The sequence below is a fragment of the Streptomyces sp. NPDC013317 genome, from assembly GCF_055563155.1.
Map to the genome: position 1 here is coordinate 503,849 of NZ_JBVHDX010000003.1, position 25,463 is coordinate 529,311.

The 25,463-nt window shown below is 73.8% G+C and carries 19 protein-coding genes and 1 riboswitch; of the genes, 13 read left to right on the top strand and 6 right to left on the bottom strand.

From position 1 onward, the window contains the following. Nucleotides 1-89 precede the first annotated feature (89 nt). Nucleotides 90-593: a MarR family winged helix-turn-helix transcriptional regulator gene (locus ACZ3IJ_RS11115; RefSeq protein WP_467467397.1), complete on the top strand. Its 504-nt coding sequence runs from the start codon at nucleotides 90-92 to the stop codon at nucleotides 591-593. Nucleotides 594-603: 10 nt separating this feature from the next. After that, a complete protein-coding gene (locus ACZ3IJ_RS11120; RefSeq protein ID WP_467467398.1) occupies nucleotides 604-1,329 on the top strand; it encodes a transporter substrate-binding domain-containing protein in 726 nt (241 codons plus the stop codon). A 35-nt stretch (nucleotides 1,330-1,364) separates the two neighbouring features. Here ACZ3IJ_RS11120 and ACZ3IJ_RS11125 read toward each other — a convergent pair whose 3' ends face one another. The 4 genes from ACZ3IJ_RS11125 to ACZ3IJ_RS11140 all read right to left on the bottom strand — a co-directional run bounded on the left by ACZ3IJ_RS11125 (nucleotide 1,365) and on the right by ACZ3IJ_RS11140 (nucleotide 7,790). Further along, nucleotides 1,365-3,500 carry a SpoIIE family protein phosphatase gene (locus ACZ3IJ_RS11125; RefSeq protein ID WP_467467399.1) on the bottom strand — a complete coding sequence of 712 codons (2,136 nt, stop codon included), beginning with the start codon at nucleotides 3,498-3,500 and terminating at the stop codon, nucleotides 1,365-1,367. Nucleotides 3,501-3,646: 146 nt separating this feature from the next. After that, nucleotides 3,647-4,081, bottom strand: a complete 435-nt coding sequence (gene yidD, locus ACZ3IJ_RS11130; protein WP_467467400.1) for a membrane protein insertion efficiency factor YidD — start codon at nucleotides 4,079-4,081, stop codon at nucleotides 3,647-3,649. Nucleotides 4,082-4,177: 96 nt separating this feature from the next. Next, nucleotides 4,178-6,259, bottom strand: a complete 2,082-nt coding sequence (gene fusA, locus ACZ3IJ_RS11135) for an elongation factor G (protein ID WP_467467401.1) — start codon at nucleotides 6,257-6,259, stop codon at nucleotides 4,178-4,180. Nucleotides 6,260-6,686: 427 nt separating this feature from the next. Next, the gene (locus ACZ3IJ_RS11140; protein WP_467467402.1) at nucleotides 6,687-7,790 is read right to left on the bottom strand and encodes an enoyl-CoA hydratase/isomerase family protein; all 1,104 of its coding nucleotides are present in this window, start codon (nucleotides 7,788-7,790) and stop codon (nucleotides 6,687-6,689) included. Between the two features lie 181 nt (nucleotides 7,791-7,971). On the opposite strand from ACZ3IJ_RS11140, the gene ACZ3IJ_RS11145 reads away from it, so the two are divergent. The 7 genes from ACZ3IJ_RS11145 (at nucleotide 7,972) to ACZ3IJ_RS11175 (ending at nucleotide 16,223) form a co-directional block, all read left to right on the top strand. Next, complete coding sequence (locus tag ACZ3IJ_RS11145; RefSeq protein ID WP_467467403.1) at nucleotides 7,972-9,000, top strand: 3-oxoacyl-ACP synthase III family protein; 1,029 nt, start codon at nucleotides 7,972-7,974, stop codon at nucleotides 8,998-9,000. Beyond that, nucleotides 8,997-9,740: a glycosyltransferase gene (locus ACZ3IJ_RS11150; protein ID WP_467467404.1), complete on the top strand. Its 744-nt coding sequence runs from the start codon at nucleotides 8,997-8,999 to the stop codon at nucleotides 9,738-9,740. The genes ACZ3IJ_RS11145 and ACZ3IJ_RS11150 overlap by 4 nt, the downstream gene beginning before the upstream one ends. Continuing rightward, entirely contained in the window at nucleotides 9,740-11,221 is a 1,482-nt protein-coding gene (locus ACZ3IJ_RS11155) for a class I adenylate-forming enzyme family protein (RefSeq protein ID WP_467467405.1), read from the top strand. The genes ACZ3IJ_RS11150 and ACZ3IJ_RS11155 overlap by 1 nt, the downstream gene beginning before the upstream one ends. Then, nucleotides 11,218-12,573: a cytochrome P450 gene (locus tag ACZ3IJ_RS11160; protein WP_467467406.1), complete on the top strand. Its 1,356-nt coding sequence runs from the start codon at nucleotides 11,218-11,220 to the stop codon at nucleotides 12,571-12,573. The genes ACZ3IJ_RS11155 and ACZ3IJ_RS11160 overlap by 4 nt, the downstream gene beginning before the upstream one ends. Beyond that, complete coding sequence (locus ACZ3IJ_RS11165; protein WP_467467407.1) at nucleotides 12,570-13,478, top strand: NAD-dependent epimerase/dehydratase family protein; 909 nt, start codon at nucleotides 12,570-12,572, stop codon at nucleotides 13,476-13,478. The genes ACZ3IJ_RS11160 and ACZ3IJ_RS11165 overlap by 4 nt, the downstream gene beginning before the upstream one ends. A gap of 65 nt (nucleotides 13,479-13,543) precedes the next feature. Next, nucleotides 13,544-14,686, top strand: a complete 1,143-nt coding sequence (locus ACZ3IJ_RS11170; protein ID WP_467467408.1) for a PP2C family protein-serine/threonine phosphatase — start codon at nucleotides 13,544-13,546, stop codon at nucleotides 14,684-14,686. Between the two features lie 109 nt (nucleotides 14,687-14,795). Next, on the top strand, nucleotides 14,796-16,223 hold the full coding sequence (locus tag ACZ3IJ_RS11175) for an FAD-dependent oxidoreductase (protein WP_467467409.1): 1,428 nt from the start codon (nucleotides 14,796-14,798) through the stop codon (nucleotides 16,221-16,223). Nucleotides 16,224-16,322: 99 nt separating this feature from the next. Here ACZ3IJ_RS11175 and ACZ3IJ_RS11180 read toward each other — a convergent pair whose 3' ends face one another. Continuing rightward, nucleotides 16,323-18,548, bottom strand: a complete 2,226-nt coding sequence (locus tag ACZ3IJ_RS11180; RefSeq protein WP_467467410.1) for a PAS domain-containing protein — start codon at nucleotides 18,546-18,548, stop codon at nucleotides 16,323-16,325. Nucleotides 18,549-18,684: 136 nt separating this feature from the next. Here ACZ3IJ_RS11180 and ACZ3IJ_RS11185 point away from each other — a divergent pair, with 136 nt between their 5' ends. From ACZ3IJ_RS11185 to ACZ3IJ_RS11200, 4 genes are all read left to right on the top strand, one after another. Continuing rightward, a complete protein-coding gene (locus ACZ3IJ_RS11185) occupies nucleotides 18,685-18,939 on the top strand; it encodes a LapA family protein (protein ID WP_391799191.1) in 255 nt (84 codons plus the stop codon). Nucleotides 18,940-18,950: 11 nt separating this feature from the next. Then, nucleotides 18,951-20,594 (top strand): SpoIIE family protein phosphatase, encoded by a 1,644-nt coding sequence (locus ACZ3IJ_RS11190; protein ID WP_467467411.1) that lies wholly within the window; start codon nucleotides 18,951-18,953, stop codon nucleotides 20,592-20,594. Nucleotides 20,595-20,777: 183 nt separating this feature from the next. Next, nucleotides 20,778-22,802, top strand: a complete 2,025-nt coding sequence (locus tag ACZ3IJ_RS11195; RefSeq protein ID WP_467467412.1) for a phosphocholine-specific phospholipase C — start codon at nucleotides 20,778-20,780, stop codon at nucleotides 22,800-22,802. A 316-nt stretch (nucleotides 22,803-23,118) separates the two neighbouring features. Next, nucleotides 23,119-23,275, top strand: a riboswitch (cyclic di-AMP (ydaO/yuaA leader). A gap of 4 nt (nucleotides 23,276-23,279) precedes the next feature. Beyond that, complete coding sequence (locus tag ACZ3IJ_RS11200) at nucleotides 23,280-24,146, top strand: transglycosylase SLT domain-containing protein (protein ID WP_467467413.1); 867 nt, start codon at nucleotides 23,280-23,282, stop codon at nucleotides 24,144-24,146. An 8-nt stretch (nucleotides 24,147-24,154) separates the two neighbouring features. Here ACZ3IJ_RS11200 and ACZ3IJ_RS11205 read toward each other — a convergent pair whose 3' ends face one another. Further along, the gene (locus ACZ3IJ_RS11205; RefSeq protein ID WP_467467414.1) at nucleotides 24,155-25,432 is read right to left on the bottom strand and encodes a phosphoribosyltransferase family protein; all 1,278 of its coding nucleotides are present in this window, start codon (nucleotides 25,430-25,432) and stop codon (nucleotides 24,155-24,157) included. Between the last annotated feature and the right edge of the window lie 31 nt (nucleotides 25,433-25,463).

A 25,463-nucleotide genomic window follows, 5' to 3' on the forward strand; every position in this document is an offset into this window, starting at 1 on the left:
AAGAATTGCAGCATACACATCACTTGTATGATGCATATCCCTACCCGCCGTGCGACCGGGCGCGGCGCGGGGTTGGGAGGATGGGGCACATGGAAAAGCCCACGCACCTGATCGAGTTCGAGACCATGCTCGTCGGGCGCCACTCACATCTGTTCGACCCCCGGGCGCGTGGCGCCGACGGGCGGCTCGACCGGAGCGCCTATGTACTGCTGAGCCGAATCGAGATCGACGGGCCGCTGTCCATCGGACAGCTCACCGAGGCCTTCGGCCTGGACGCCTCCACGCTCCACCGGCAGACCACGGCGATGCTGAAGGCCGGCGTCGTCGAGCGCATCCCGGACCCCGACGGCGGCGTCGCCCGCAAGTTCGGCATCACCGCCGAGGGCCGGCGGCGGCTGGGGGCCGACCGCGGTGCGAACGTCCACGGCCTGGAGCGGGTCCTGGAGAACTGGACGGCCGACGAGGTCGCCGACTTCGCCGCGTATCTCCGGCGCTTCAACAGCGACATCGAGCGCCTGGAGGGACGTCCCTGGCCGCGCCCCAGGACCAGCGACCCGAGCGGCGGACCGACACCCCCCGAACGACTGTCCTAGACTCCGCCGCATGACGACTGCGACCGCGGACATCGCCCGGGATCTCGCGCCGACCGGCGTGCTCCGGGCCTCGATCAACCTGGGCAACCCGGTCCTGGCGCACGGCACGCCCGACGCCCCCGGCGGGGTCACCGTCGACATCGCCCGGGAGATCGCCGCGCGCCTCGGCCTGCCCGTCGAGTTCGTCTGCTTCGACGCGGCCCGCAGTTCGTACGAGGCGATGACCACGGGCCGCGCGGACGTCTGCTTCCTCGCGGTGGACCCGGCGCGCGAGGCCGAGGTCGCCTTCACCTCCCCGTACGTCCTGATCGAGGGGGTGTTCGCCGTGCCCGCGGGCTCCGGGTTCGCCACCCCCGCCGACGTCGACCGGGAAGGGGTACGGATCGGTGTGAAGCGCGGCTCCGCTTACGACCTGTACCTCACGCGCACGCTGCGGCACGCGACGGTCGTACGCGGCGAGGAGGGGGTCGACACGTTCCGTGCGGAGGACCTGGAGGTCGCGGCCGGGATCCGGCAGCCGATGACCGCGTACGTCGGCGCGCACCCCGACGTCCGGCTGATCGAGGACCGGTTCATGGAGATCCGCCAGGCCGTCGGGACGACTCCGGCGCGGCGTCCCGGCACGGTGCGTTTCCTCACGGACCTCGTCGAGGAGCTGAAGGCCTCCGGCTTCGTCGCCGAGGCACTGCGACGCGCGGACCGGTCCCCCACCCTGGTGGCCCCGCCCCGGGACTGACTCGACCGGTCGACCGGTCCGGTGGATCCGGCGCGCTACACGGAGGTCCGGCCCTCGGTGTCCGAACTCCTCAAGCCGAGCACGGCGATGTCGTCCGTGCGCCGGGAGGCCGGGCGGACCCGCGCCAGGAGGGTGTCGATGAGCAGGCTCAGGTCCCGGTCGTCGACGTCGGCGAGATGGCCGGCGAGCTCGGCGAGGGAGTCGTCGAAGTCGGTCCCCGGTGTCTCGACGAGGCCGTCGGTGTAGAGAAGGAGCAACTGCCCGGGGACGAGCGGGAATTCGGTGACGGGGTAGGTGGCCTCCGGGTCGATGCCGAGCAACGGACCCGGTGAGATGTCCAGCGGCGAGGTCCGGCCGTCGGGGTGGCGCAGCAGGGGCGGCGGATGGCCCGCGCCGGCGAGGCGCACCCGGCGGCCGGCGAGGTCGACGTCGACGTACAGGCAGCTGGCGAACAGGCCGGGGTCGAGGTCGACGAGCAGCCGGTTGGTGGCCGAGAGGACCCGGTCGGGCGCCTCGCCGAGGGTCGCGTGGGCGTGGACCCCGGTGCGGACCTGGCCCATCAGCGCGGCGGCGGCGACGTTGTGGCCCTGGACGTCGCCGATGACGGCCGCGACGGCGGAGTCGCCGAGCCGGATGAGGTCGTAGAAGTCGCCGCCGATGTCCATGCCGCGGGTGGCGGGCAGATAGCGCGCGGCCACGTCCAGTCCGGGCACGGTGGGGAGGCCGTGGGGCAGGAGGGCCTCCTGGAGGCCGTGGGCCAGCTGCTTCGTCGTGTCGTAGAGACGCGCCCGGTCGAGCGCCTGCGCGATGAGGCCGGCGAGCGAGGTCATGACGGCGCGTTCCTCGCGCGGGAACGCGTGGGGCCGGTCGTAGGAGAGCAGACACAGGCCGACGGACCGGCCGGAGATGATCAGGGGCAGGAAGGCCCACGCCTGCTTGCTGCTGTTCGGCAGTCCTTCGGGGTAGATCCGCCGCATCTCCTCCAGGTCGGCGAAGAACGACGGGATGCCGCTCGCGAGCGCCTGTCCGGCGGGGGTGGAGGCGGTCCCGAGCGGCAGCGCGTCGAAACGTTCGACGAACGCGCCGGAGTAGCCGCGGTGCCCCGTGATCCGCAGACGGCCGGAGTCGACCGTGGACAGGATCAGGCCCTGGGCACCGAAGGCCGGCATGATCTGGTCGGCGACCAGATCGACGACGTCCTGCACCCCGACGACCTCGGTCAGGGCGGCGGCCAGGTGCATGAGCTGGTAGAGCTGCCCCGCGCGGGCGGGCGCGGTGGAGCTGGGGGCCAGCCCGGGCGCCGGAACGGGCGGGGACGGGGCGCCTGTCGGGACGATCCGGACGCTGACGCCGCGGGCGTCGGGGTAGAGGTGGAAGTCCAGCCAGGTGTCGGGCGGACGGCAGGCCGTGAAGGAGACGGGTTCGCGGCTGATCACGGCGGCGCGGTAGCGGTCCTCGTAGGTGGGGTCGTCGAGCCAGGGCAGGGTGACCCACGGCAGCGTGCCGAGCAGGGCGTCGGCGTCCCGGCCGAGCAGTCCGGCCCCGCCCGAGCTGAGGAAGGTGATGTGCCCTTCCAGGTCCAGGGCGCAGCTGCCGCCGGGCAGGCGCTCGGCGAAGTCGGCGGCCACCTGGGCGGGAGCCGTGGCGCGGCGGCGGGTGTCGAGCGGTACTTCGCGGGGCCGGTCCTCGGGTACGTAGGGCTGTCCCGACGCGGCGGCCTCGTCCATGAGGCGGGCCAGGCGGCGGCAACAGGAGACGACGTAGCCGTGTTCCCGCCGGTTCAGCCGCGGCGGGCGGGTGGCGGGCCACAACAGGAGCAGCGTGCCCCAGCGCCGTGTGCCGGTGATCGGCGCGGCGGCGAGGGCGAGGGGGTACGGGAGGGCCATCGCCGTCCGTGGATAGGAGCGGGCCATCTCCTGCTGGCTGCCGATCCAGACCAGACGGTCCTCACGGGCCGCGTCGGCCACCGGGGCGGGTGAGGCCAGCGGCACCCGCGTCCAGGGTGCGGCGAACTCGGCCGGGGCGCCGCAGAGCGCGTCCAGGCAGAGGACCTGAGGGTCGGGGCCGAAGAGGTAGACGCCGCCGACGGAGGCCCCGGTGCGGCGGACGGTCTCGGTGAGAGCGGTGTCCACAGCACCGGCGCCCGGGGCCGGACCGACCGTGCTGGTCACAGACACCTCCAGCGTCGCAGCCCCATTATCCCGCGGCCCCCGCCCCGGGCCCGCGGAGCTGTGGCACCCGGCGGAACGGAGGCCGTCGGGCACGTGGGCTGCCGTGGGCGCGGACCCTGTGGTCCGTGGGCCGCCGGGCCGGGCTCTCAGTCCGGGACGGGGTCCGTGAAGCCGCGGCGGCGGGCCGCCTCCGGGCGGCAGCGGAGGAGCCGCGCCACCGTCAGTCGCCCGCCCCGGAGCGCGCCGTGGCGGCGCAGTGCCGTGACCGCGTACGTGGAACAACTCGGCGTGTACGGGCAGCACGGCGGGCGGGTCGGGCTGATCTCCTCCCGGTAGTGCTGGACGCCCGCGTGCAGCGCCCCGGCCACCCGCCCCCGCGGCCGGTCCGCCGTCGCGCGCGGGCCGGGCGCGGGGCGCAGCAGCGCCGCGATCAGGGTCGGAAGCAGCACCAGCGCCATCTGGGGGCAGTGCATCGCGCACCACGAGGTGCAGTCGTCGAAGGCCCCTGCGCAGCAGCCCTCTTCCTTCTCCTCGCGCCGCTGGCTGCGCCGCGACCGCGCGGACCCGTTCGCCCTCGTCATCCCGCCCCTCCGTTCGCCGACATGATCATAGGTGCGGCGCGATGGGCGGCCCGAGGGGCCCGCCCCCCAGCGGGGAAGCGGGCCCCTCGGCCGCTGTCAGGTCCTCGTACCGGCCACCGTGCCCGGCGCGGGTGCGTAACCCGTGGGCCGGGTGGTGAACGTGCCCCGGCCCTGGGTGCGGCTGCGCAGGCGGGACGCGTAGCCGAACAGCTCGGCCAGCGGCACCGTCGCCGTGAGGACCGCCGTCCCGGCGCGCGCCGTCGAGCCGGAGACCCGGCCCCGGCGCGCCGCGAGGTCACCGAGCACACCGCCCACGGCGCTGTCGGGCACCGTGACCGTGACCTCGACGACCGGTTCCAGAAGCGTCATCGCGCTCGCGCGCAGCGCCTCGCGGAGCGCGAAGCGGCCCGCCGTACGGAACGCCATCTCCGAGGAGTCCTTGGAGTGGGTCGCGCCGTCCGTGAGCGTCACCCGCACACCGGTGACCGGATGGCCTCCGAGGGGACCCTCCGCGAGGGCGTCCCGACAGCCGGCCTCGACCGCGCGGACGTACTCCTGCGGCACGCGGCCGCCGGTGACGGTGGAGGAGAAGGCGAACTCCCCCGCGCCCGGCTCCTCGGCGTCGAGCGGTTCGACGTCGAGGACGACATGGGCGAACTGCCCCGCACCCCCGTCCTGCTTGACGTGCCGGTACACCAGCCCCGAGACCCCCCGGGCGACCGTCTCCCGGTAGGCCACCTGCGGTCTGCCGACGACGATCTCCAGGCCCTGGGCCAGACGGATCTTCTCCACGGCCACCTCCAGATGGAGTTCGCCCATGCCCGAGAGCACGGTCTGACCCGTCTCCGGGTCGGTCCTGACGGTCAGCGAGGGATCCTCCTCGACGAGCCGGGCCAGCGCGGACGCCAGCCGGTCGGTGTCGAGACTCCGGCGCGCCTCGACCGCGACCGAGACGACGGGGTCCGCCACCGTGGGCGGTTCGAGCAGAAGCGGGGCCGAGGGCGCGCAGAGCGTCGTACCCGCGCGCGCCTCCTTCACGCCGACGACCGCAACGATGTCCCCGGCCACGGCCCGGTCCACCTCCGTGTTCCGGTCGGCCTGCACGCGCAGGATCCGGCCGATCCGCTCCGTGCGACGGGCCGCGGCATCGAGCACGACATCCCCCTTTCCGATGGTCCCCGCGTAGACGCGGAGGTACGTGAGCCGCCCGGTGGCGGTGGAGTTGACCTTGAAGACGAGCGCGGCGAACGGTTCCGCCGGGTCGGCGGCCCGCTCCTGCTCCGCGCCGTCCGCCGTGCCGCGTACGGGCGGTACGTCGAGGGGCGAGGGCAGGTAGGTGACGACGGCGTCGAGCAGCGGCTCCGTTCCGCGGTTGCGGTACGCCGAGCCGCACAGCACGACGACGGCGTCCCCGGTCCGGGTCAGGTCGCGCAGCGCGGCCGTGAGGGTCCGCTCGCCGAGCGAGGAGGTGTCGCAGAACTCCTCCAGCGCGGCCGGGTGGAGTTCCGCCACCGCCTCTTCGAGCGCGCGGCGTCGGCGCCGCGCCTCGTCCACGAGTGCCTCGGGCACGGGGCCCTCGGCGTACGTGTCGGCGCCGGCGGCCCAGACAAGGGCGCGCATGCGGACGAGGTCGACCACACCGCTGAACTCGTCCTCGCGCCCGATCGGCAGCTGGACGACGAGCGGAACCGTGTGCAGGCGGTCCCGGATCGACGCCACGGCCGTGTCGAGGTCGGCGCCCGCGCGGTCCAGCTTGTTGACGAAGGCGATCCGCGGGACGCCGTGCCGGTCGGCCTGGCGCCAGACGGTCTCGCTCTGCGGTTCGACCCCGGCGACGGCGTCGAACACCGCGATCGCGCCGTCGAGGACGCGCAGTGAGCGTTCCACCTCGTCGGAGAAGTCGACGTGTCCGGGTGTGTCGATGAGGTTGATCCGGTGGTCGGCCCACACGCAGCTGACCGCCGCCGCGAAGATGGTGATGCCGCGGTCACGTTCCTGCGCGTCGAAGTCGGTGACGGTGGTGCCGTCGTGGACCTCGCCGCGCTTGTGGATGGCGCCGGTCAGGTAGAGCATCCGCTCGGTGACGGTGGTCTTGCCGGCGTCCACGTGGGCGAGGATGCCCAGGTTGCGGACGCGATTCAGGGAGGTGGTGAGGGGACGGGGAAGGTGGGTACGCACGGCCCGGACCTTTCGGTGGGTAAGAGAAAGGGCGGCGCGATTCCCGGACGAAGCGGCCCGGAGGCGGGCGGAGCGATGACCCCACCGGACGGCACGAGGCGTGCGCGCAGGCGGACTTCACGTCGCGAGGCTCCTGGGTCGCCAGGGCGTCGCGACGGGGCCGTGCCAGGCGGTCGCGGGTGTGCCGGCCGAGCGGCCCGGAGGCTCCTCGGAGGTGAGGAGGGGTCAGGCGTTCGTCACGGGCTTCCGGTGGCGGCCGCGCAGCCGGCACCGGGCAGGGAGAGACATCAGGATCACGTCGTACCGGGACCGGGGCACGACGACAGCGGTGTGGCGACACATGGTCGGGCTCCCCTCTTCGGTCGTCGGCGCGCGCCGTGATCTCGGCGGCACGTGCGGCGAGTCTAGGGAAGGGAGCCCGGTCGCGTCACCGGAGTTTTCGCGGGTCGCTCGGCCGGGCGAAGTACCGGGCCACGTCGGCGTCCGTCACCTCGGCGAGCGTGGGCGGTGTCCACCGCGGGTCGCGGTCCTTGTCGACGACCTGCGCGCGGATGCCCTCGACGAGGTCGGCGGAGGAGAGGGCGGTGCGGGAGAGCCCGAACTCCATGTCGAGGGCGGCCTCCAGAGACTCCAGGGTCCGGGCGCGGCGGACCGCCGCGAGGGTCACCTTGAGTGCGGTAGGCGACTTGGTGAGGAGGACGGTGGCGGTCTCCTTCGCCTCGGGGGCGCCGTGGTCGAGGAGCCGGTCGACGATCTCCTCCACCGTGTCGGCCGCGTAGCAGGCGTCGATCCACTCGCGCGCGGCGGCCAGTCGGCCGGGCGGCGCCGTCCGCGCGAACCGGGGCAGCACCTCGTGCGCGGGGGCCCTGGTGAGTTCGTCGGCCAGACGGGGCAGGTCCTGGGAGGGTACGAAACGGTCGGCGAGGCCGGTGAGCAGGGCGTCGGCGGCGCCGGCCTGTGCGCCGGTGAGGGCGAGGTGCGTGCCCAGCTCGCCGGGCGCCCGGCCCAGCAGGTGGGTGCCGCCGACGTCGGGGGCGAAGCCGATGCCCGTCTCGGGCATCGCGACACGGGAACGCTCCGTGACGACGCGGACGGAGCCGTGGGCCGAGACGCCGACTCCGCCTCCCATCACGATGCCGTCCATGAAGGCGACATAGGGCTTGGGGTAGCGGGCGATGAAGGCGTTGAGCCGGTACTCGTCGCGCCAGAAGTCGAGGGTGGCGGTGCCGCCGGAGCGGGCGTCCTCGTGAATGGCCCGGATGTCGCCGCCCGCGCACAGTCCGCGCTCCCCGGCGCCCTGGAGCACGACGGTCTCGACGGCCGGATCGCGCTCCCAGGCGGTCAGCGCCTCCTCCATGCGGAGCACCATCGGGTGGGTGAGCGCGTTGATGGCCCGGGGCCGGTTCAGGGTGAGGAACCCGGCCCGCCCTTCCGTGCGGACCAGGACGTGCGGAGCTTCCGTCGCGTACGCCGCATCCGTCGCGTCCGTCGCCGGGGTTCCGCCGGGCGCCCCGGAGGACTCCGCCGTCATCGCGGGGGCTCCGTCACGCCGGGGGCCTGCATGAGTCGCATGTTTCCGTCACCTTCCGCCGGACGATCTTCCACCCACCGTATCGGGAGGCCGGACCGTGCCCGGGGACGGGTCTTTTCCTCAGGGAGGTTGAGTACGGACACTCAGGCCGGGGGCCGTCGTCCTTCGTAGCCTCCGGCGTATGAACAGTCATCAGGCCGTCGCGGACGGCCCTCTCCGTATCGGGATCACCGGGGTCGGCGCGTGCCTGCCCGATCGGGTCATGGATTCGGAGCGGCTGCGGCAGCGGGTCGTGGCCGACAGCGGGATGGCGTTGCCCCCGGGGGTGTTCGAGCGGGCCACCGGGATCGTGACCCGGCGTGTCGTGGGGCCGGGCGAGTACGCCTCCACGCTGGCGGTGGGGGCCGCCCGGCAGGCCCTCGCCCGGGCCGGGGCCGAGCCGCAGGACATCGATCTGCTGGTGTTCGCCTCCGCCACGCGTGACATGGTCGAACCGGCCACCGCGCACATCGTGCAGGCCGAACTGGGATGCCGGGCCCATGCGTTGGACGTCACCAACGCCTGCAACAGCTTCGTCAACGGAATCGACCTGGCCCGGAGCATGATCCTGGCCGGGCGGGCCCGGCGGGCCCTCGTCGTCACCGGGGAGACGCCGAGCCGTGCCGTACGCCACGACCCGTCGGATCCGGCCCAGTTCCGGGACGGGTTCGCCGGCTACACCTTCGGCGACGCCGGCGCCGCGGTGGTCCTGGAGGCGGTGGACCGCGGCGGGATCCTCGACGTGGACACCGAGACGCACTCCGAACACTGGCCGGTGGGCGGGATATTCGGGGGCGGTTCGCGCCATCCGCGCGGTGACGAGCACACCTACTTCAGGGGCGACGGCGGCGAGCTGCGCGAGGTGTTCGAGAAGGTGGGCACGTCGGTCGTCGACCGGGTGCTGCACCGTACGGGACTCGAGTGGCGGCACTTCCGGTACGTCCTGGTGCACCAGGTCACCGTGCCGTACCTGCGGCGGTTCGTGGAGATCACCGGCGTTCCGGAGGACCGGCTCGTCGTCACCGTCCCCGAGCTCGGCAACATCGCGAGCGCCACCCTGGGCGTCCAACTGGAGCGGGTCCAGGCCGGGCTGCGCAGCGGTGACCGCGTCCTGTTCGTCGGCCTCGGCGGCGGCGTCAGCATCATGACGATGGTCTGGGAGAAGGCGTGAACGACGCTTTGTGGGTCGTGGTGCCCGCCCACCAGGAGGCCGCGCGCATCGGCGCCACGCTGGAAGCGCTGGCAGCCCAGGACGACCGGGACTTCCAGCTGGTCGTGGTGGACAACGCGTCCGAGGACGACACCGCCGCCATCGCCCGCGCGTTCGCGCGGCGGGCGCCGTTCCCCGTCCATGTGCTCGACGAGCGGGACAAGGGCGTGGGGTGCGCCGTGGACACCGGGTTCCGGTACGCGATCGCGCACGGGGCCGCGCTGCTCGCCCGTACGGACGCCGACTGTCTTCCGCACCCCGGCTGGAGCGCCGCCGCCCGGGCCGCGCTGCGCGGCGGCGCGGGGCTGGTCTGCGGCAAGATCGACGCCCGCAGGGACGAGCACGGGCCGGTCGGCCGCGCCCTGTTCCGTACCCTCGTCCGCGTCGCCGCGTTCTTCGGCCGGGTGCGGCCCGCCCACCGGCGGCGGCACGGCTACCTCGCGCCGTACCGGATGCACGCGGGCAACAACATGGCCATCACCGCGCGGCTGTACGAGGCCGTCGGAGGGATGCCCCGCCGCCCCTCCCCCACCGACCGGCTCTTCCTGAACCGGGTGCGACGGCGCACCACGGCCATCGTGCACGCCCGCGACATGGTGGTGGAGAACTCCACCCGGCGCCTGCGGGCGTACGGAATCGTCGGAACCGCCCGCTGGTACCTGGACCGGGGACCGGGGCGGCACGGGGAGGACCCTCGCTGATGCTGGATGCTCTCGCCCACACCCTGCGGTCGGACCCCGGCCGGCCGGCCGTGCTCGGCACCACCCGGTCCGGCGCCGTCCGGACGAAGGCCACCTGCGGGGAGCTCGCCGACCTCGCGGACCGCTACGCCACCGCGCTGCACGCGCGGGGTCTGCGGCGCGGCGACACGGTCGGGGTCGCGGTACGGCCCGGGCCGCGGGCGCTCGCCGTGATGCTGGCCGTGCACCGGCTCGGGCTGCGGGCGGCCGTGCTCGACCCGGGCGCCGGTCCCGACGTGCTGCGGGCCCGCCTCGCGCTGGCCCGCCCGGCCGTCGTACTCGCCGACGCGGCGGCGCAGGCGGTCGCCGGCTGGGCGCGGCCGCTCGCCCGCCGGGCCCGACTCGCGCTTCCGGACCTCGCGGAGCTGGGCGGGCCCGTGGCCACGGTGGGGCGCCGACTTCCGGGGTGCGCTCCGGCGCTGGAGGCGGTGACCGGGACGTCGGTGCTGCCCCGTGCGATCGACGAGGACGGGGACGCGGTGATCGTCTTCACCTCGGGCACGACCTCGCGCCCGCGCGCGGTGGTGCACACGCGGGCGTCGCTCGCCGCCGGAATGGCGACGGTGACCGGTCTCGTCCGTCCAGAACCGGGGCTCCCCGTGCTCGGCGGTACGTTCTTCGTCCTCGTGCCGTCGCTCGCGAGCGGCGCGCCGGTCGCGCTGCCGGCCCGGTCGCCGCGGGTACTGGCCCGTCAGATGCGCCGTCTCGCCCCGCAGGCCACCTATCTGACACCGCCTCAGCTGAGGTCGGCGCTGGCCGCGGACGCGCGGTTCGGCGGTCGGGTGTGGACCGGTTCCGCCCCGGCGAGCGCGGAGCTGCTCACGCGGGTGCGGCGGGCCGGCGCGGACGAGGCGTGGGGCGTGTACGCGCTCACCGAGCTCTTCCCGGCCGCGGCCGTCGAGCAGGCGGAGAAGGCGGCGTTCGCGGGCGACGGCGATCTGGTGGGCGCGCCGCTGCCCGGGGTGACGGCGCGGACCGGGCCGGACGGCGAGCTGCTGCTGTCCGGGCCAGGGGCCCGGAACCGCTACCTCGGCGAGGAGCCCGACCCCTGGGTCCGCACCGGCGACCGGGGGCTGCTGGACGGGCGCGGCCGGATCGTGCTCGCGGGGCGCTGCAAGGACATGGTCCTGAGAGGGGCGGAGAACATCTACCCGGGTCTCTACGAGCCGGCGCTGCACGTGCCGGGTGTCGAACTCGCGCTCCTGGTGGGCGTCCCGGCCGGTGACGGCGACGAGCGCCTGGTCGCCGTGGTCCAGCCGCGCCCCGGGGCCGACCGCGGCGACGTCCGGGCGGCGCTGGCGGGCCCGCTGCGCCGCATGGGCACCGCACGCCCGGACGCCGTCCTCCTCGCCGACATCCCGCTGTCCGGCCGGTCCCTGAAGCCGGACCGCGCGGCGACGTCCAGACTGGCGGCGACCCGTCCGACGGAGTCGGTCCGATGACGTCGACAGCGACGGACGGGAACGCGGCGCCGGATTCGGGCGCGCCGACGGTAGAGCGGGCGAGGGTGCGGGCCGCCTCACCCGAGCCCGGCCCGGCGTCCCCACCTCCGACGCCCGCCCCGCCCGCCGCGCGGGACGGCGGTACCGAACTACGGGCCGCGCCGCGCGACCCGCTCGCCGCGGCCAACGACGCGGCGGCGTCCGGGGCCTGTCCGGCGTCCGCTGCTCTCCGGCGGGCGCGGCGGCGCGACCGGCGGGTGTATGTGCGGGCGCACCCTCTGCTGTTCGCCCTGCTCGGGGCGGTCCGCGGGCGGGCGGTGACACGGCTCGGGCGGGCGGTGGTGGTGGTGAGCGGTACGGAACCGTACCGCGAGGCCCTCACCAGGATCCCGCTGGACCGTGCGGCGGCCGGCACGACCGGGGGCGCCGCGCGTGAACTCTCCGGTGGGGGAACCCTGTTCGATCAGGACGGGGGCGACCACCGCGACACCCGCCGCGCCGTCGCCGGTGACCTGGGCGCCGCCGGTGTGGAGCGGCTGCGCCCTGTGTGGCGGGCCGTGCTGGTCCGCCGTCTCGCCCCGCTCGCGGCGGGGCGTCCCGTCGACCTCGTCCCGCTGGCCCGCGAGCTCGCCGGTGCGACCGTCCGGGCCCTCCTGGAGTCCCGCGCCGACGCCTCGGCCCTCGCCGAAGCGGCGGCGGCGGCCGCGGCCGCCGCCGTCCGCGACCACCTCCCCGGTCCCCGGCCACCGGGCTCGGCCCGCGCGGCGGCGAGAGCCACGGCACGGCTGGAGGCGCTCCTGGCCGACGGTCCCGGGGAGTCGACGGCCCCGCACGCCCTGCGCGCCATGATCGCCGTCGCGGCCGTGAACACCACCGTCGCCGCGGTTCCGCGCGCCGTCGCGTGGTGTGCCGACGGCGGTCTGTGGGAGCAGGCGGCCGACGCACGGCTGCGGCCCGCGCTCGTCGACGAGTTGCTGCGCGTCACCGCGCCGTCCCCGCTGCTGCCGCGCGTGGCGGCCGCCGATGCCGTGCTCGACGGGTTCCCGGTGAAGGCCGGGGACCGGCTCCTGCTGGTGGCGCGGCATGCCGTGGGAGCCGACCGCGAACCGCCGGACGCCCTCCGGCCCGCCCCTCCCGCCGTCGCCCGGCTCGTCTTCGGTGCCGGTCCGCACGCCTGCCCCGGGGCGCGGCTCGCGCTCGCGCAGCTCGACGACGTCCTGGCCGCCCTCGCCCCGTACCGTCCGAGCGTCGTCGACGCCCGTGTGGACCGGCGCGCCGCCCTGCCCGGCTGGCGCCGGCTGACCGTGCGCGCGACGGCCGCGCCCCGACCCCTCACGGAGGACCCCGCATGACCACGATCGCCGTCACCGGTGCGAGCGGCTTCTGCGGCTCCCATGTGGCCGCCCTCGCCGCCGCGCGGGGCGCCGACGTCCTCTGCGTGGGGCGCCGGCCCGGGCCGGTGGGCCGCCACGTGCCGTGGGACGCCGAGGCCGGACCGCCCGACCTCGCCGGGGCGGATCTCGTCGTGCACTGCGCGGCGGCGGTCGGCGACCCCGTGCCCGGCTCGCCGGCCGAGGCGGCGATGCGGGCCGTGAACGTCGACGGCACCGCCCGGCTCCTGGAGGCGGCGGCGGGCCGCCCGGTGGTCTGGGTGAGCAGCGCCAGCGTGTACGAGCCGGGTCCGGGCCGGGACCGGATCACCGAGGACCACCCGGTACGGGGGCAGCTGAACGCCTACGGCCGGACGAAGGCGGCGGGCGAGGCCCTGGCGCTCGCGGCAGGCGCGGTGGTCCTGCGGCCGCGCGCGGTCTACGGCCACGGCGACCCGCACCTGGTCCCCCGTCTCCTCGCGCGAGTGCGCGGCGGCCGGGTGCTGCTGCCCGGTCCCGACGTCGTCCTGAGCCTGACAGCCGTCGAGAACCTGGCCGACGCGTCCCTGCGCGCGGCCGGCTGGCGCCCCGGCGCCTACAACATCGCCGACCCCGTGCCGTACCGCCGTGACGAGGCGATCGGGACGGTCCTGCGGGCCCACGGAGTGCGCGCCCGGATCCGTCATCTGCCTCTGGCGCTGGCCCGCGGGGCGGCGACGGCGGCCGAGGCCGTGGCGCGCCTTCGCCCGGCCGCCGAGCCTCCGTTGACGAGGTACGCCGTCGATCAGCTCGCGCACCGGGTCGTCCTGGACGTCACGAAGGCGCAGGGCCAGGGCTGGCGGGCCGCCCGCACCCTCGCCGACTACGCGGCGGTGTGCCGGGCCTGAGGCGCACGCCGCACCGGGGAGCGCGGCAACAGGACACGCCCCATCACCTGATGTATGCCTTTCACATGGATGCCCGCCGACGCGACGCCACACCACGCCTCTCCCGGCGCGGCGGGCGGCTGCTGCTCACGGCGTCGTTCGCGCTGATCGCGGTGGTGACCGTGGTGGACGTCCTGGCTCCGCCCGAGGTCCATCTGGGACCGTTCCTGATCGCCGCGCCGGCGGTGACGGCCTCGTTCGCGGGGCCGCGCATGACGGCGTTCGTGGGCGCTGTCGCGATCCTCGCACAGGCGGTGGTGGCGATCCTGCGGACGAGCCTGACCGACCTGAACCACACGTACCAGATCGTGGCGCTGGTCCTGATCACGGTCATCGTCACGTTCTTCGCCTACCTGCGCGAACGGGACGAGATCCGGGTGTCGCGGCTGCGGTCGATCGCGCAGGCCGCGCAGAGCGTCGTCCTGCGCCCGCTGCCGCACCGCGCCGGCCCGCTGCACATCGCGTCCGTCTACCTCGCGGCCGAGGAGGAGGCGCAGATGGGCGGCGACCTCTACGCGGCCGCCCGGACGGCCACGGGGACCCGGCTGCTGATCGGGGACGCCCGGGGGAAGGGGCTCGACGCGATCAGCGAGGCGTCGCTCGTCCTGGGCGCGTTCCGGGTCACGGCGCGGCGGGAGACGGAGCTGCCCGCGCTGGTCGGGCATCTGGAGGCGGGCGTGGGGTCGGCCGAGGAGCCGCAGGCCGTGACGGAGCCCGGGGCCGACGCCGACGAGCCGGCCGACGACGCCGACGAGGCCTTCGTCACCGCGCTGGTCCTCGACGTCCCCGACCGGGAGCCGGTGGTACGGCTCGTGAACTGCGGGCACCCGCCGCCCCTGCTGCTGCGCCAGGGTCGGGTGGTCTCCCTCGACACACCCGACGCGAGCCCGCCCCTCGGACTGGCGGACGTGCTGTCCCCCGACGTCACCGTCGAGACCTTCCCCTTCGACGTCGGCGACGTGCTCCTGCTCTACACCGACGGCGTCATCGAGGCCCGCGACCGCACGCGCGCCTTCTACCCGCTCGTGGAGCGGCTCGCGGCCTGGGTCGGGGACGATCCGCCGACTCTGCTCGGCCGCCTGCGGGACGACCTCCGCGCGTACGCGGGCGGCCATCTCGGCGACGACGCGGCGCTCGTCGCGGTCGAGCGCCTCGCCCCGAAGCCGTAGCCTGGTCGTAGTCGTAGCCCCCGGCCGCAGCTCCAGGGCCGCGCGTGATCCGGAACCTGGCGGGCAGACGCGGGCCGACGGTCCCCGCCCCGGCCCGAAGGAGCGCGCGATGCCGGCGGACGCGAGTTTCGGCATGTCGTACTGGATGCGGGGCACCGCCCCTCCCGACCGTCCGGCCCTCGCCGAGGACCTCACGGCCGACGTCGTCGTCATCGGCGGGGGCATCGCGGGCGTCTGCACCGCGCACGAGCTGGTCCGCGCCGGGCGCGAAGTGGTGCTCCTGGAGGCCGACCGCATCGGCGGCGGCGTCACCGGCCACACCACCGGGAAGCTGACCGCCCTGCACGGCCTCACCTACGCCCGGATCCGTGACACCCACGGCATCCTGGCCGCCGCCCGGTACGCCCGCGCCCAGCGGGAGGCCCTGGAGCACGTCGTCCGCCTCTGCGAGGAGACGGGCGTCGACGCCGAGCTGGAGCGGGCCCCCGCCTACACGTACGTGACCGACGCCCGGCGCGCGGACGAGATCCGGTCCGAGGCGGCCGCATCCCTGGAGGCGGGTCTCGACACCGCGTACGTGACGGAGACCGAACTCCCCTTCCCGGTGGCCGCGGCGGTACGCCTCGACCGCCAGCTCCTCTTCCACCCCCACCGCTTCCTGGTCGGTCTCGCGGAGGACCTCGTCGCCCGCGGCGGCACGGTCCACGAGCACACGCGGGTCACGGAACTGCGGGAGCACGCGGACTGCCGGATCACCACCGCGGCCGGTCACACCGTCCGCGCGCGGGACGTCGTCGTCGCGACCCATTTCCCGCTGACCGTGCACAGCTCGCTCCTGACGAGGCTGACGGTGCGGCGCGAACTCGTGGTGGCGGCCCCGGTGCCGGAGGACCGGGCTCCGCACGGCATGTATCTCACGCCTGAGGACCGCACCCGCTCGGTGCGTACCGCGCCGTACGACGACGGCCGTCGGCTGCTGATCGTCACCGGCGAGGCCTTCGAGCCCGGTACGGATCACACCGGCGAGCGCCTCGAACGACTCACGGGCTGGGCGCGCCGGATCTTCCCGGGGTTCGGCGAGGCGCGGACGACGTACCGGTGGGCCGCGCAGGACGTGCGGTCGGCGGACCACCTCCCGTACGTCGGCCACGAGCACCCGGACACGCAGCACGTCTTCGTGGCCACGGGGTTCGGCGGCTGGGGGATGAGCAACGGGGTGATGGCGGGCCGGCTGCTCGCCGCCCATGTGACCGGGGGGCCTCGTCCGGACTGGACCGAGCTCTTCGACCCGCGCCGTACGCTGCCGCTGCGGGAGTACCCCGACGTCGTCAGGGCCCAGGCCTCGGTGGCCCGCCACTACCTCGTCGCCCGTCCGCCGCGCTGTACCCACATGGGCTGCGAACTCGGGTTCAACGAGCTGGAGGACACCTGGGAGTGCCCCTGCCACGGCTCCCGGTTCGCGGCGTCCGACGGCCGCGTGCTGCAGGGGCCGGCGACCGGCCCCCTGGAGCTCCCGGAACGCGGGGACCGGACCTGACGGCCGTGACTCGACCCGGGCCCGGACGAGGACTTCGGCGTCTCCGCGACGCCGGTGCGCGGGTCGGCAGGCCACGCGTCGGACGCCGGCCCCGAGGCTTCACGGTGTGTACGAGGTCTCGGTCCAGACCGTCTTGCCCTGCTCCGTCCAGCGCACGCCCCAGCGGTCCGACAGTTCGCCCGAGATGAAGATGCCGCGCCCGCCCTCGTCGGACGCGCGGGCCCGTCGCAGATGAGGGGCGGCGGTTCCCGCGTCGGAGATCTCGCAGGTCACCGTGTGGTCGGCGGGGTTGCGGATGATCCGGAGCCGGATCGGCGGGACGCCGTGCCGGATCGCGTTGGTCACCAGCTCACTGACGATGAGTTCGATGGCGAACGCCGTCTCCGACAGGCCCCAGTCGTCCAGCCGGCGGACGGCCCAGCGGCGGGCCCCGGAGACGGCGGTGAGGCTGGGTGTGACCTCCTTTGAGGCGACGTCGTCCGCGTCGAGGGGCCGGGTACGGGCGACGAGGACGGCCGCCTGGTCGAGGGGCAGGTCGTGGAGGTCCGAGGCGCTGAGCGGCCGGGGCGGGTCCGCGCCGGCCAGCCGCGCGCGCAGCGCGGTCAGCTCCGGATCGTCGGGGTCGGCCCGGCCGGAAAGCAGGACGAGGGCGCTGCCGGGCGGCGCGGGAATCTCGTCGGCGGCGAACGGCGGCCCTTCCGCGCCCAGCGCGGTGGTCTCCTCCAGGAGACCGTTCCACCAGCTCCCGTCGGGCTGGCCGAGGAGGACGGTCTGATCACCTGCGCGGGCGATCGCGCAGGTCTCGGTGACCGGATCGTGCACGGCGTACACGCACGTGGCCGTCAGCGGCCCGCCCGTACCGGCGTCCACCCGTTCCTCGCCGAGGCGGCGGGTGGTGTCGTCCAGTCGTGCGAGCAGGTCGTGCGGGTCGAGGTCGAGGGTGGAGAGCACCTGTACGGCTGACCTGAGTTGGACCATGGCGGCCATGACGTCGGGGCCGACGCCCACGATATGACCGACGGTCAGGGCGACGCGGCTGCCGGACAGCGGGATGACGTCGAACCAGGCGCCGGTGCCGAGGCCGGTGGGGAGGTAGCGGTGTGCGGTCTCCATCGCGCTCCGGCCGGTGCGGCCGCCCCCGACGAGGTTCCCCTTCAGGGCGAGCGCCACCGCGTGGTCGTGTTCGTAGCGCCGGGCGTTGTCGACACAGACGGCGGTGTGCGCGGCGAGATCCGCCGCGAGGCGCAGATCGTCGTCCTCGAAGGGGTCGGGCCTGCGCGAGCGGGAGAAGCGGGCGACACCGAGCAGCGTGCCGCGCACGGTCAGGGGCACGACGAGGGTGGGCCCGGCCGGGTCCGACTCCTCCACGTACGGGGCGGAGTCGCGCACGTGGCCGCCGGGCACGTCCAGGGCGACCCCCACCTCCGGGACCTCGTCGGCCTCGGGGGGCCATCTGGCCACGCAACGCGGCGTGGCGTCGACCGACGAGGTCGCGTCCGTGTCGAAGCCGTGCAGCTCGGAGGGGGTGAGGGCCACGGTGGCGATGTCGGCCACGGTGGGCACGACGGCCCGGACGAGCTCCCGGGCGCACTGCACGGCGTCCAGGCGGAGCCCCATCCGCGCGTGGACATGGTGCAGCACGGCCAGGCGGCCGCCCGCCCGTACGCGCGGGGTGACGTCGACGGAGGAGGCGACGAGGCCCAGGGGGCGGCCGAGGTCGTCCTCCAGCCGGAAGACGGAGACGGAGAAGACGTGCTCGCGGGCGGGATCCTCACGGGGGTATCCCGTGACTCGACGGTCGAAGAGGGGCACGCCCGAAGCCAGGACCTCGCGGAGGGCGTCCTCCATCGATCCCGTGGCGAAGCGGGAGTAGACCTCGGCGAACGGCCGGCCGACGATCTCCTGCTCGGGGACCCCGCGCATCCCGGTGGCCGCGGAATTTATCCGGAGGACGCGCAGATCGAGGTCGAGCACGTGCAGGCCGACCGGGGACTGGGTGAAGACGGCGTCCAGGACTCCGGAGCGGATGCCTCCCGGGAGCGGGCCGGCGGGCCAAAGACCCCAGCGGCCGGGAGGCTCTCCCTCCCCCACGGGCCCGATCGTGACGCCCTGGGTCAGCATCTCGACATCGACGAGCGTCAGGAGCTCGGTCACCGGGCGGCCCAGGATCTTGGCGCTCTCGACGCCGAGGAGGCGTTCGGCGGCCGGCGTCCAGACGGCTACGACGCCGCTCGCGTCGAAGACGGCGACGGCCTCACGCCCATGGAGGTCGCCACGGCGTCCTTCGGAGGCTTCCTCTTCCGCCCGTTCCTCACGCTCTGCCATCGTGCCTCGCACTCGGCGTCGACTGACGTCTGCGGTCGTCGAAGCAGCGTAACCCCGGGCGCGGACCGGGGCATCCCGGCCAGGACGGGCGCACGACAGCCAGCACACTCGCCCGGAACGTCCGATAATAGGCCTCATGGCCCGTAAGGAATCAGCGCCGCATCCGCCCCCGACCGTGACCGTCAAGGGCCGGGACATGCGGCTGCGCACGATCGGTTTCCTGGTTCTCGCGGCTCTCGCCATCTGGTTCATCGCCGCGAACACCGGCTCGGTGACGATCCGCCTGTGGATCCCGGAGGTCACGCTGCCGCTCTGGAGCGTGCTCACGGTCACTCTGCTCGTGGGGATCGTCCTCGGCCTGTACATCGCCCGTCGGCGCGCCCGGCGCTGACCGGCACCCGCATGGGCGAAAGGGGGCCGAGGCTGGAGCCCGGCGAGGCGCTCACGGCGAACGGCGTCGGCTGTTTCGCCTGGGACCCCGCGACCGGGCGCCTGACCCTGGACGCCGTCGCCCGGACCGTGTTCGATCTGCTGCCGGCGGAGCTCACCGGCCGCGCCGACGTTCTGCGCCCGCGGATCCAGCCGGAGGACTGGTCTCTGCTCTCCGGCCTCTCGGCGGATCTCCTCGCGGGCCGGCGCGACACGTTCAGCGCCTTCTTCCGTGTGCTGCCCCGGGACGGGAGCAACCGCTGGACGCACGCCCGGGGCAGCGTCGCAAGGGAGCCACACGGCGGCCTCCGGGTGGTGGGGGTGGTCGGGGACGCCACGCCGGACCTGGCGCACTCCGCGCTGCGACTACCGGGCGAGGAGGCACAGGATCCGCTGCGCGCCTTGGGCGAGGGCGCGCTCGCACTGGCCCGGGCCATGAGTGTGCGTGAGGTCTCCGCGGTCCTCGGCGACGAGGTGGGCCTGCGCCCGCTCGGCGCGAAGGCGATGTCGCTCGGGGTGCTGGAACAGGGGCGTCTTCAGATGGTGCGCACCGTCCTCGCTCCGGACGCGGCGGGGTTCCCTCGGAAGTCGCGGCTCGCGGACTCCTGGCCGTTGAACGACGCCGTACGCACCGGCCGCCCGCTCTTCTTCACCTCGGTCCACGCCTTCCTGGACCGCTATCCGCGACTGGCCCGCCATCGGCACGGCTTCGACGCGACGGCCGGCGCGTTCCTGCCGCTGGTCGACGACGGGCGTCCCCTCGGCGCCCTGGGCATCTTCTACGACGACCGGTCCGTCTTCACCCTGGCGGACCACACCCTGATGAAGGCCTGGGCGAAGGCGGTCGCCCGAGCGGTCCAGCGCGTGCTGGCGCTCGACCGTTCACGGGAGATCGCCTCGGGTCTGCAGAACTCCATGCTGCCGCGACGGATCCCGGCGATCCCCGGGGGCCGGATCGCGGTGCGCTACCGGACGGCACGACAGGGGGTGCGGGTCGGTGGCGACTGGTACGACGCGGTGGTGCTGCCCGACGGGGGGCTGGGGCTCGCGATCGGTGACGTGCAAGGGCACGACATCGAGGCCGCGGCGCTCATGGGGCAGGTGCGCGTCGCGATGACCGCGTACGCGGCGGAGGGCCACGGGTGCGACAGCGTGCTGGGAAAGGCGTCGGCGTTCCTCGCGGACCTGGACGCCGACCGCTTCGCGACCTGCGCCTATCTGCGGGTCGCGCTGGCCACGGGAGAGGTGTGCGCGGCGAACGCGGGCCATCCGCCGCCGCTGCTCCGCCACGCGGACGGCACCGTCGAACGCCTGCGCCTCGCGGGAGGCCCGCCGCTGGGGCTCCCCTCTGACTGGGGGCTCGCCCCGTATCCGTACACGACGGCTCATCTGGCGCCGGGCGAGACGCTGCTGCTCTACTCCGACGGACTGGTCGAGAAGCCGGGCGAGGACTTCGACGTCGGACTCTCGCGGCTGGCCGCCGCCTTCTCCCACGGGCCTCCGGATCTGGAGGAGCTGGCCGACCACCTCCTCGGCTCCCTCGCGGGCGGACCGCACGCGGAGGACGACGCGGCGCTGTTGATGCTGCGCCGGGACGGCGCCGAAGCCCTCCCGTAGACGACCGACCGCAGGGCGCACGTTGTCGCATTGGTTCGATTGGGGACCAATCAAACCTCCGCGACCTGCTGCCCTTCTTAAGTTCACCAAAGAATTACCGCACGGCCGTATACCTTTAGATGCACCTCCCTCATCCTGTCCACCGTGTGCCAAGCGGGCACGCGGTGACACGAGAGGCGGGGCATGACTCCCATCAGCCGCAGGGGATTCGTCGGGATCGGGGCAGGGCTCGTGGCGGGAGCGACGCTGCCCGCGGGCACGGCGTCGGCCGCCGCCACCGCCGCGACCGGCACCATCACCGACGTCAGGCACGTCGTGATCCTCATGCAGGAGAACCGCAGCTTCGACCACTACTTCGGCAGACTCCGCGGCGTCCGGGGCTTCGCCGACCGGGCGGCTGGAAACATCCCCGGCGGCTGGGGCATGTTCAACCAGCCCAACTGGGGCGGGCGTCAGTACCCGTGGAAGCTGAGCGCCACCCCGCCCGCGGGCGGGGTCGACGGGGAGACCCTGGCTCAGTGCAACGGGGACCTGCCGCACAGCTGGACCTCGCAGCACGCGGCGTGGAACAAGGGCCGGATGGACAACTGGGTCACGGGCGTCGGCAACACCCGCACCCTCGGCTACCTCGACCGCGGCGACATCCCGTTCCACTACGCCCTCGCGGACAACTACACCGTCTGCGACGCGTACTTCTGCTCGGCGCTCAGCGCCACGGGACCGAACCGCACCTTCCTCTGGAGCGGCAAGATCGACGCCTCCAGCAAGGACGGCGGCGAGGAGTCCGGGCTCACCTGGGAGACGTACGCCGAGGCGCTCCAGCGGGCCGGTGTGAGCTGGAAGGTCTACCAGAACGCCCAGGACAACTACGGCGACAACGGTCTCGCGTACTTCAAGAAGTTCACCGACGCGCGGCCCGGAAACCCCCTGTACGACCGCGGCATGGGCTCCGTACCGAAGGTCACCGGGTCCACCCCGGACGACATCGCCGCCGCGATCCGCGCCGACGCGGTCGCCGGGACGCTTCCGCAGGTCTCCTGGGTGGTGGCGAGCGAGGCCTTCTCCGAGCACCCCTACGCCCCTCCGGGCGACGGCGCGCACTTCGTCGACCTGGTCTACCGCGCCCTGGCCGCGAACCCCGAGGTCTTCGACTCGACCGTGCTGTTCCTCAACTACGACGAGAACGACGGCTTCTTCGACCACGTGCCGCCGCCGGTCGCCCCGCCGGGCACCGCGGGCGAGTACATCGACGGCGTGCCGATCGGCCTGGGCTTCCGCGTCCCGATGCTCGTCATGTCGCCCTGGACGCGTGGCGGCTGGGTCAGCTCCGAGGTCTTCGACCACACCTCGGTCCTGCGCTTCATGGAGACCTGGACGGCCGCCCTCGGCACCCCGGCGACCTGCCCGAACATCAGCGCCTGGCGGCGGAAGGTCACCGGGGACCTGACGGGAGTCTTCGACTTCGCGCGCCCGGTGTACGGAGTTCCCACCGGCCTCCCCTCCACCGCCAAGGTCATCGGGCAGTCCACCTGCGGCCCGCTGCCGAACCCGGTGCCCCAGGACAACGCCCTGCCCGCACAGGAGACCGGCACCCGGCCGGCGCGCGCCGTGCCGTACCAGGTCAACGGGAACCTCGACCGGTTCGAGTTCGGGGCGGCGGGCAAGATCCTCGCCTGGTTCTCGATGACGAACCAGGGCGCGGAGGCGAAGCGGGCCGCCCACTTCACGATCCACCCGCACCAGCACCGGGACACCGCGGCCTGGCAGTACACCGTGGACCCGGGCGCGACCGCCACGGACTACTTCAACATCGGGCTCGGGTCCGGGTCGGGCAAGTACGACATCTCGATGATGGGCCCCAACCGCTTCCTGAGGCGCTTCATCGGGGACGCGTCCAAGGCCGGCAAGGCGATCGAGGTGGCGGCGCGGTTCGCGACCGAGCCGGGCACCGGGAAGTCGGCGCTCTACCTCAGGCTGACCAACACCTCCCCCGGTCCCGTGACCTTCACGATCCGCTCGAACGCCTACCGCACGGACGGGCCGTGGACGTACACGGTCCCGGCCGGCTCGTCGCGCGAGGACTTCTTCAACGCGGTGGCGTACAGCAACGGCTGGTACGACTTCACGATCACGGCCGACGTGGACGGCACCTGGTCACGCCGCTACACCGGCCACATCGAGACCGGCACACCCAGCGTCACGGGCTGACACACACCACCACTTCCGACAAAAAGGGACACAAGGGCAATTTCATGCCCTTGTGTCCCTTTTCTTGGCTGGGATGAAATTGCCCGTATGACCGTTTTGGGATCACGGGTGACGTGAATCACGCGAAGAGGACGCAACCTATGCGGAGGGGCGCCTTCCCCTTGTGCCGCACGGCAGTTCGGCTCGGCCGTGATCACCTGGAACGCATTTCTGAATTTCCTGTTCATTTCGCATCCATGCCCCACCTTGTTCCGTCCGACATTCCTCGCCTACGGTCACCTCGACCCGGACGGATCGCCGAATCCTGCCACCGTCCGAAAAAGACCAGCCATTCACCCGTCGGCAGGAGCGGGGGACCCAGTTTTTTCGCCGTCCCGGATTTCCGGACCGGCTTGGGGTGTAGCCGCACGCGTGCGGCCGGGCAGCTCCAGCCCGAACCCGACAGCTCACCCCGCAGGCGCCGGAGAGGAATCCCGCATGTCCGCTCACGGTAAGCACCGGCGCCCCAAGCGACGTCCCCTCAGCCGAGGTATCGCCCTCGCGAGCACGGGTGGAGCCGCGCTGGCTCTCCCCCTCGTGGCCACGGCCACCGCGCACGCGGCGCCGAACACGGCCCCGGCCGTCGCGCCCCTCGAGAAGACCGTCTTCAGCAGCCCGGCGAAGATCGCCGAATCGATTCCCACCGCCGGGAATTCCGCTGCCAAGATCTATACCGTCGTCCGCGGCGACTCCCTTTCCGTGATCGCGCACGAACAGAGTGTGCGGGGCGGCTGGAAGGCGCTGTACAAGGCGAACCGCAAGGCCGTCGGTGACAATCCGTCACTTATTCGTCCGGGTCTGGAACTCACGCTGAGCGGGAAGCCCGCGGCCGCGACGAAGCAGCAGAAGGCCCCGGCGCGTACGACGAGCACGGACCGCGCCGACCGCTCGCAGCAGCGCAGTGCCGCGCCCGGCGCCGCATCGGCCAAGACCGTGACCAAGGCCGCCCCGGCCAAGGCCGCGCCGGTCGCCGCCAAGAGCTACACCAACGACCTCGACGGCTGGATCCGCGAGTCGCTCGACGTCCTGCAGAAGTACGGCATCCCCGGTTCGTACGAGGGGATCCACCGCAACATCATGCGTGAGTCCTCGGGCAACCCCCAGGCCATCAACCTCTGGGACTCCAACGCCGTCAAGGGAACCCCGTCCAAGGGCCTCCTGCAGGTGATCGAGCCGACCTTCCTGGCGTACCACGTGCCCGGAACGTCCATGGACCTGTTCGACCCGGTCGCCAACATCACCGCGGCCTGCAACTACGCCGCGGACCGCTACGGCTCCATCGACAACGTCAACGGACCGTACTGACGGACGCCCTAGAAGTGGTCGGCGAACCAGCCCGAGGCCAGTCGGCCGACCTCTTCCAACGTGCCGGGCTCCTCGAAGAGGTGCCCGGCACCGGCGACGACGACGAGCCGGTTCTCGCAGGTGAGCCGCGCCTGGGCCGACTCGTTCAGCTCCTGCACGAGCGGGTCGCGGCCCCCCACGATCAGCAGCGTCGGAGCGCGTACCTGCGCGAGGCGCGCTCCGGCGAGGTCCGGGCGCCCGCCGCGTGAGACGACGGCGGCCACGTCGGAGAGCGGGTCCGCCGCGGCCCAGAGAGCGGCCGCGGCGCCGGTGCTGGCGCCGAAGTAGCCGATCCGCAGGCCGTCGAGGCCGGGCCGGCCCCCCAGCCAGTGCGCGGCCCGGGCGAGCCGGCCGGCCAGCAGCTCCGTGTCGAAGACGTTGCCGCGGTCGTCGGCCTCCTCCTCGGTGAGCAGGTCGAACAGCAGCGTGCCGAGACCGGCACGGTTCAGGCTCTCCGCGACGGCCCGGTTGCGCGGGCTGTGCCGACTGCTGCCGCTGCCGTGGGCGAACAGCACGATCCCCGGGGCGCCGTCGGGCACCACCAGTTGGCCCGCGAGCCGCACCTCCCCGGCCGGGATGCGCACCTCCGGATCCCGGGCGTCCGCCCCCCGCCCGGAGTGGTGGCGCTCCAGACAGGCGACGACGTCCTCGTCCGGGGTCTGTGAGAAGTCCTCGTAGAACTGGCCGATCGCGTAGAAGAACGCCGGTTCGTGCACGCAGACGGTCTCGTCCGCCTCCCGGCCGATCCGTTCGGGCCAGTCGCTCGGCGCGACCGGCACCGCGAGGACGATCCGCGCGGCCCCCTGGGCGCGCACGACCCGGCAGGCGGCGACCGCCGTGGCGCCCGTCGCCAGTCCGTCATCGACGACCACGGCCGTGCGGCCGTCGAGCCGGGCCGGCGGGCGGTCGCCCCGGTAGCGCCGGGCCCGCTGTGCGAGGACCGCGCGCTCGCGTGACTCGACGGCCGCCAGATCGCCTCCGGAGACACGGGTGTCCGCCAGGACATGGTCGTTGAGGACCCGGACGTCGCCCTCGCCGATGGCTCCCATGGCGAGCTCCGGCTGGAACGGCACCCCCAGTTTGCGTACGAGACAGACGTCCAGGGGCGCGCCGAGTGCGTCGGCGACCTGTTCGGCGACCGGCACCCCGCCGCGCGGAAGCCCCAGAACCACGACGTCGTGGCCCTTGAGATGCTCCAGGCGTGCGGCGAGCTGCCGTCCTGCGTCGGTGCGGTCGGTGAAGTACATCCCGCTCGTCTCCCTGGTCGGAGCGTGTGTG

Coding starts and splice junctions, on each gene's coding strand:
- ACZ3IJ_RS11165 (WP_467467407.1), top strand. CDS start 12,570: ATGACCACGATCGCCGTCACCGGTGCGAGCGGCTTCTGCGGCTCCCAT.
- ACZ3IJ_RS11190 (WP_467467411.1), top strand. CDS start 18,951: ATGGGCGAAAGGGGGCCGAGGCTGGAGCCCGGCGAGGCGCTCACGGCG.
- ACZ3IJ_RS11120 (WP_467467398.1), top strand. CDS start 604: ATGACGACTGCGACCGCGGACATCGCCCGGGATCTCGCGCCGACCGGC.
- ACZ3IJ_RS11175 (WP_467467409.1), top strand. CDS start 14,796: ATGCCGGCGGACGCGAGTTTCGGCATGTCGTACTGGATGCGGGGCACC.
- ACZ3IJ_RS11200 (WP_467467413.1), top strand. CDS start 23,280: ATGTCCGCTCACGGTAAGCACCGGCGCCCCAAGCGACGTCCCCTCAGC.
- ACZ3IJ_RS11205 (WP_467467414.1), bottom strand. CDS start 25,432: ATGTACTTCACCGACCGCACCGACGCAGGACGGCAGCTCGCCGCACGC.
- ACZ3IJ_RS11185 (WP_391799191.1), top strand. CDS start 18,685: ATGGCCCGTAAGGAATCAGCGCCGCATCCGCCCCCGACCGTGACCGTC.
- yidD (WP_467467400.1), bottom strand. CDS start 4,081: ATGACGAGGGCGAACGGGTCCGCGCGGTCGCGGCGCAGCCAGCGGCGC.
- ACZ3IJ_RS11140 (WP_467467402.1), bottom strand. CDS start 7,790: ATGACGGCGGAGTCCTCCGGGGCGCCCGGCGGAACCCCGGCGACGGAC.
- ACZ3IJ_RS11155 (WP_467467405.1), top strand. CDS start 9,740: ATGCTGGATGCTCTCGCCCACACCCTGCGGTCGGACCCCGGCCGGCCG.
- ACZ3IJ_RS11160 (WP_467467406.1), top strand. CDS start 11,218: ATGACGTCGACAGCGACGGACGGGAACGCGGCGCCGGATTCGGGCGCG.
- ACZ3IJ_RS11180 (WP_467467410.1), bottom strand. CDS start 18,548: ATGGCAGAGCGTGAGGAACGGGCGGAAGAGGAAGCCTCCGAAGGACGC.
- ACZ3IJ_RS11145 (WP_467467403.1), top strand. CDS start 7,972: ATGAACAGTCATCAGGCCGTCGCGGACGGCCCTCTCCGTATCGGGATC.
- ACZ3IJ_RS11195 (WP_467467412.1), top strand. CDS start 20,778: ATGACTCCCATCAGCCGCAGGGGATTCGTCGGGATCGGGGCAGGGCTC.
- ACZ3IJ_RS11170 (WP_467467408.1), top strand. CDS start 13,544: ATGGATGCCCGCCGACGCGACGCCACACCACGCCTCTCCCGGCGCGGC.
- ACZ3IJ_RS11115 (WP_467467397.1), top strand. CDS start 90: ATGGAAAAGCCCACGCACCTGATCGAGTTCGAGACCATGCTCGTCGGG.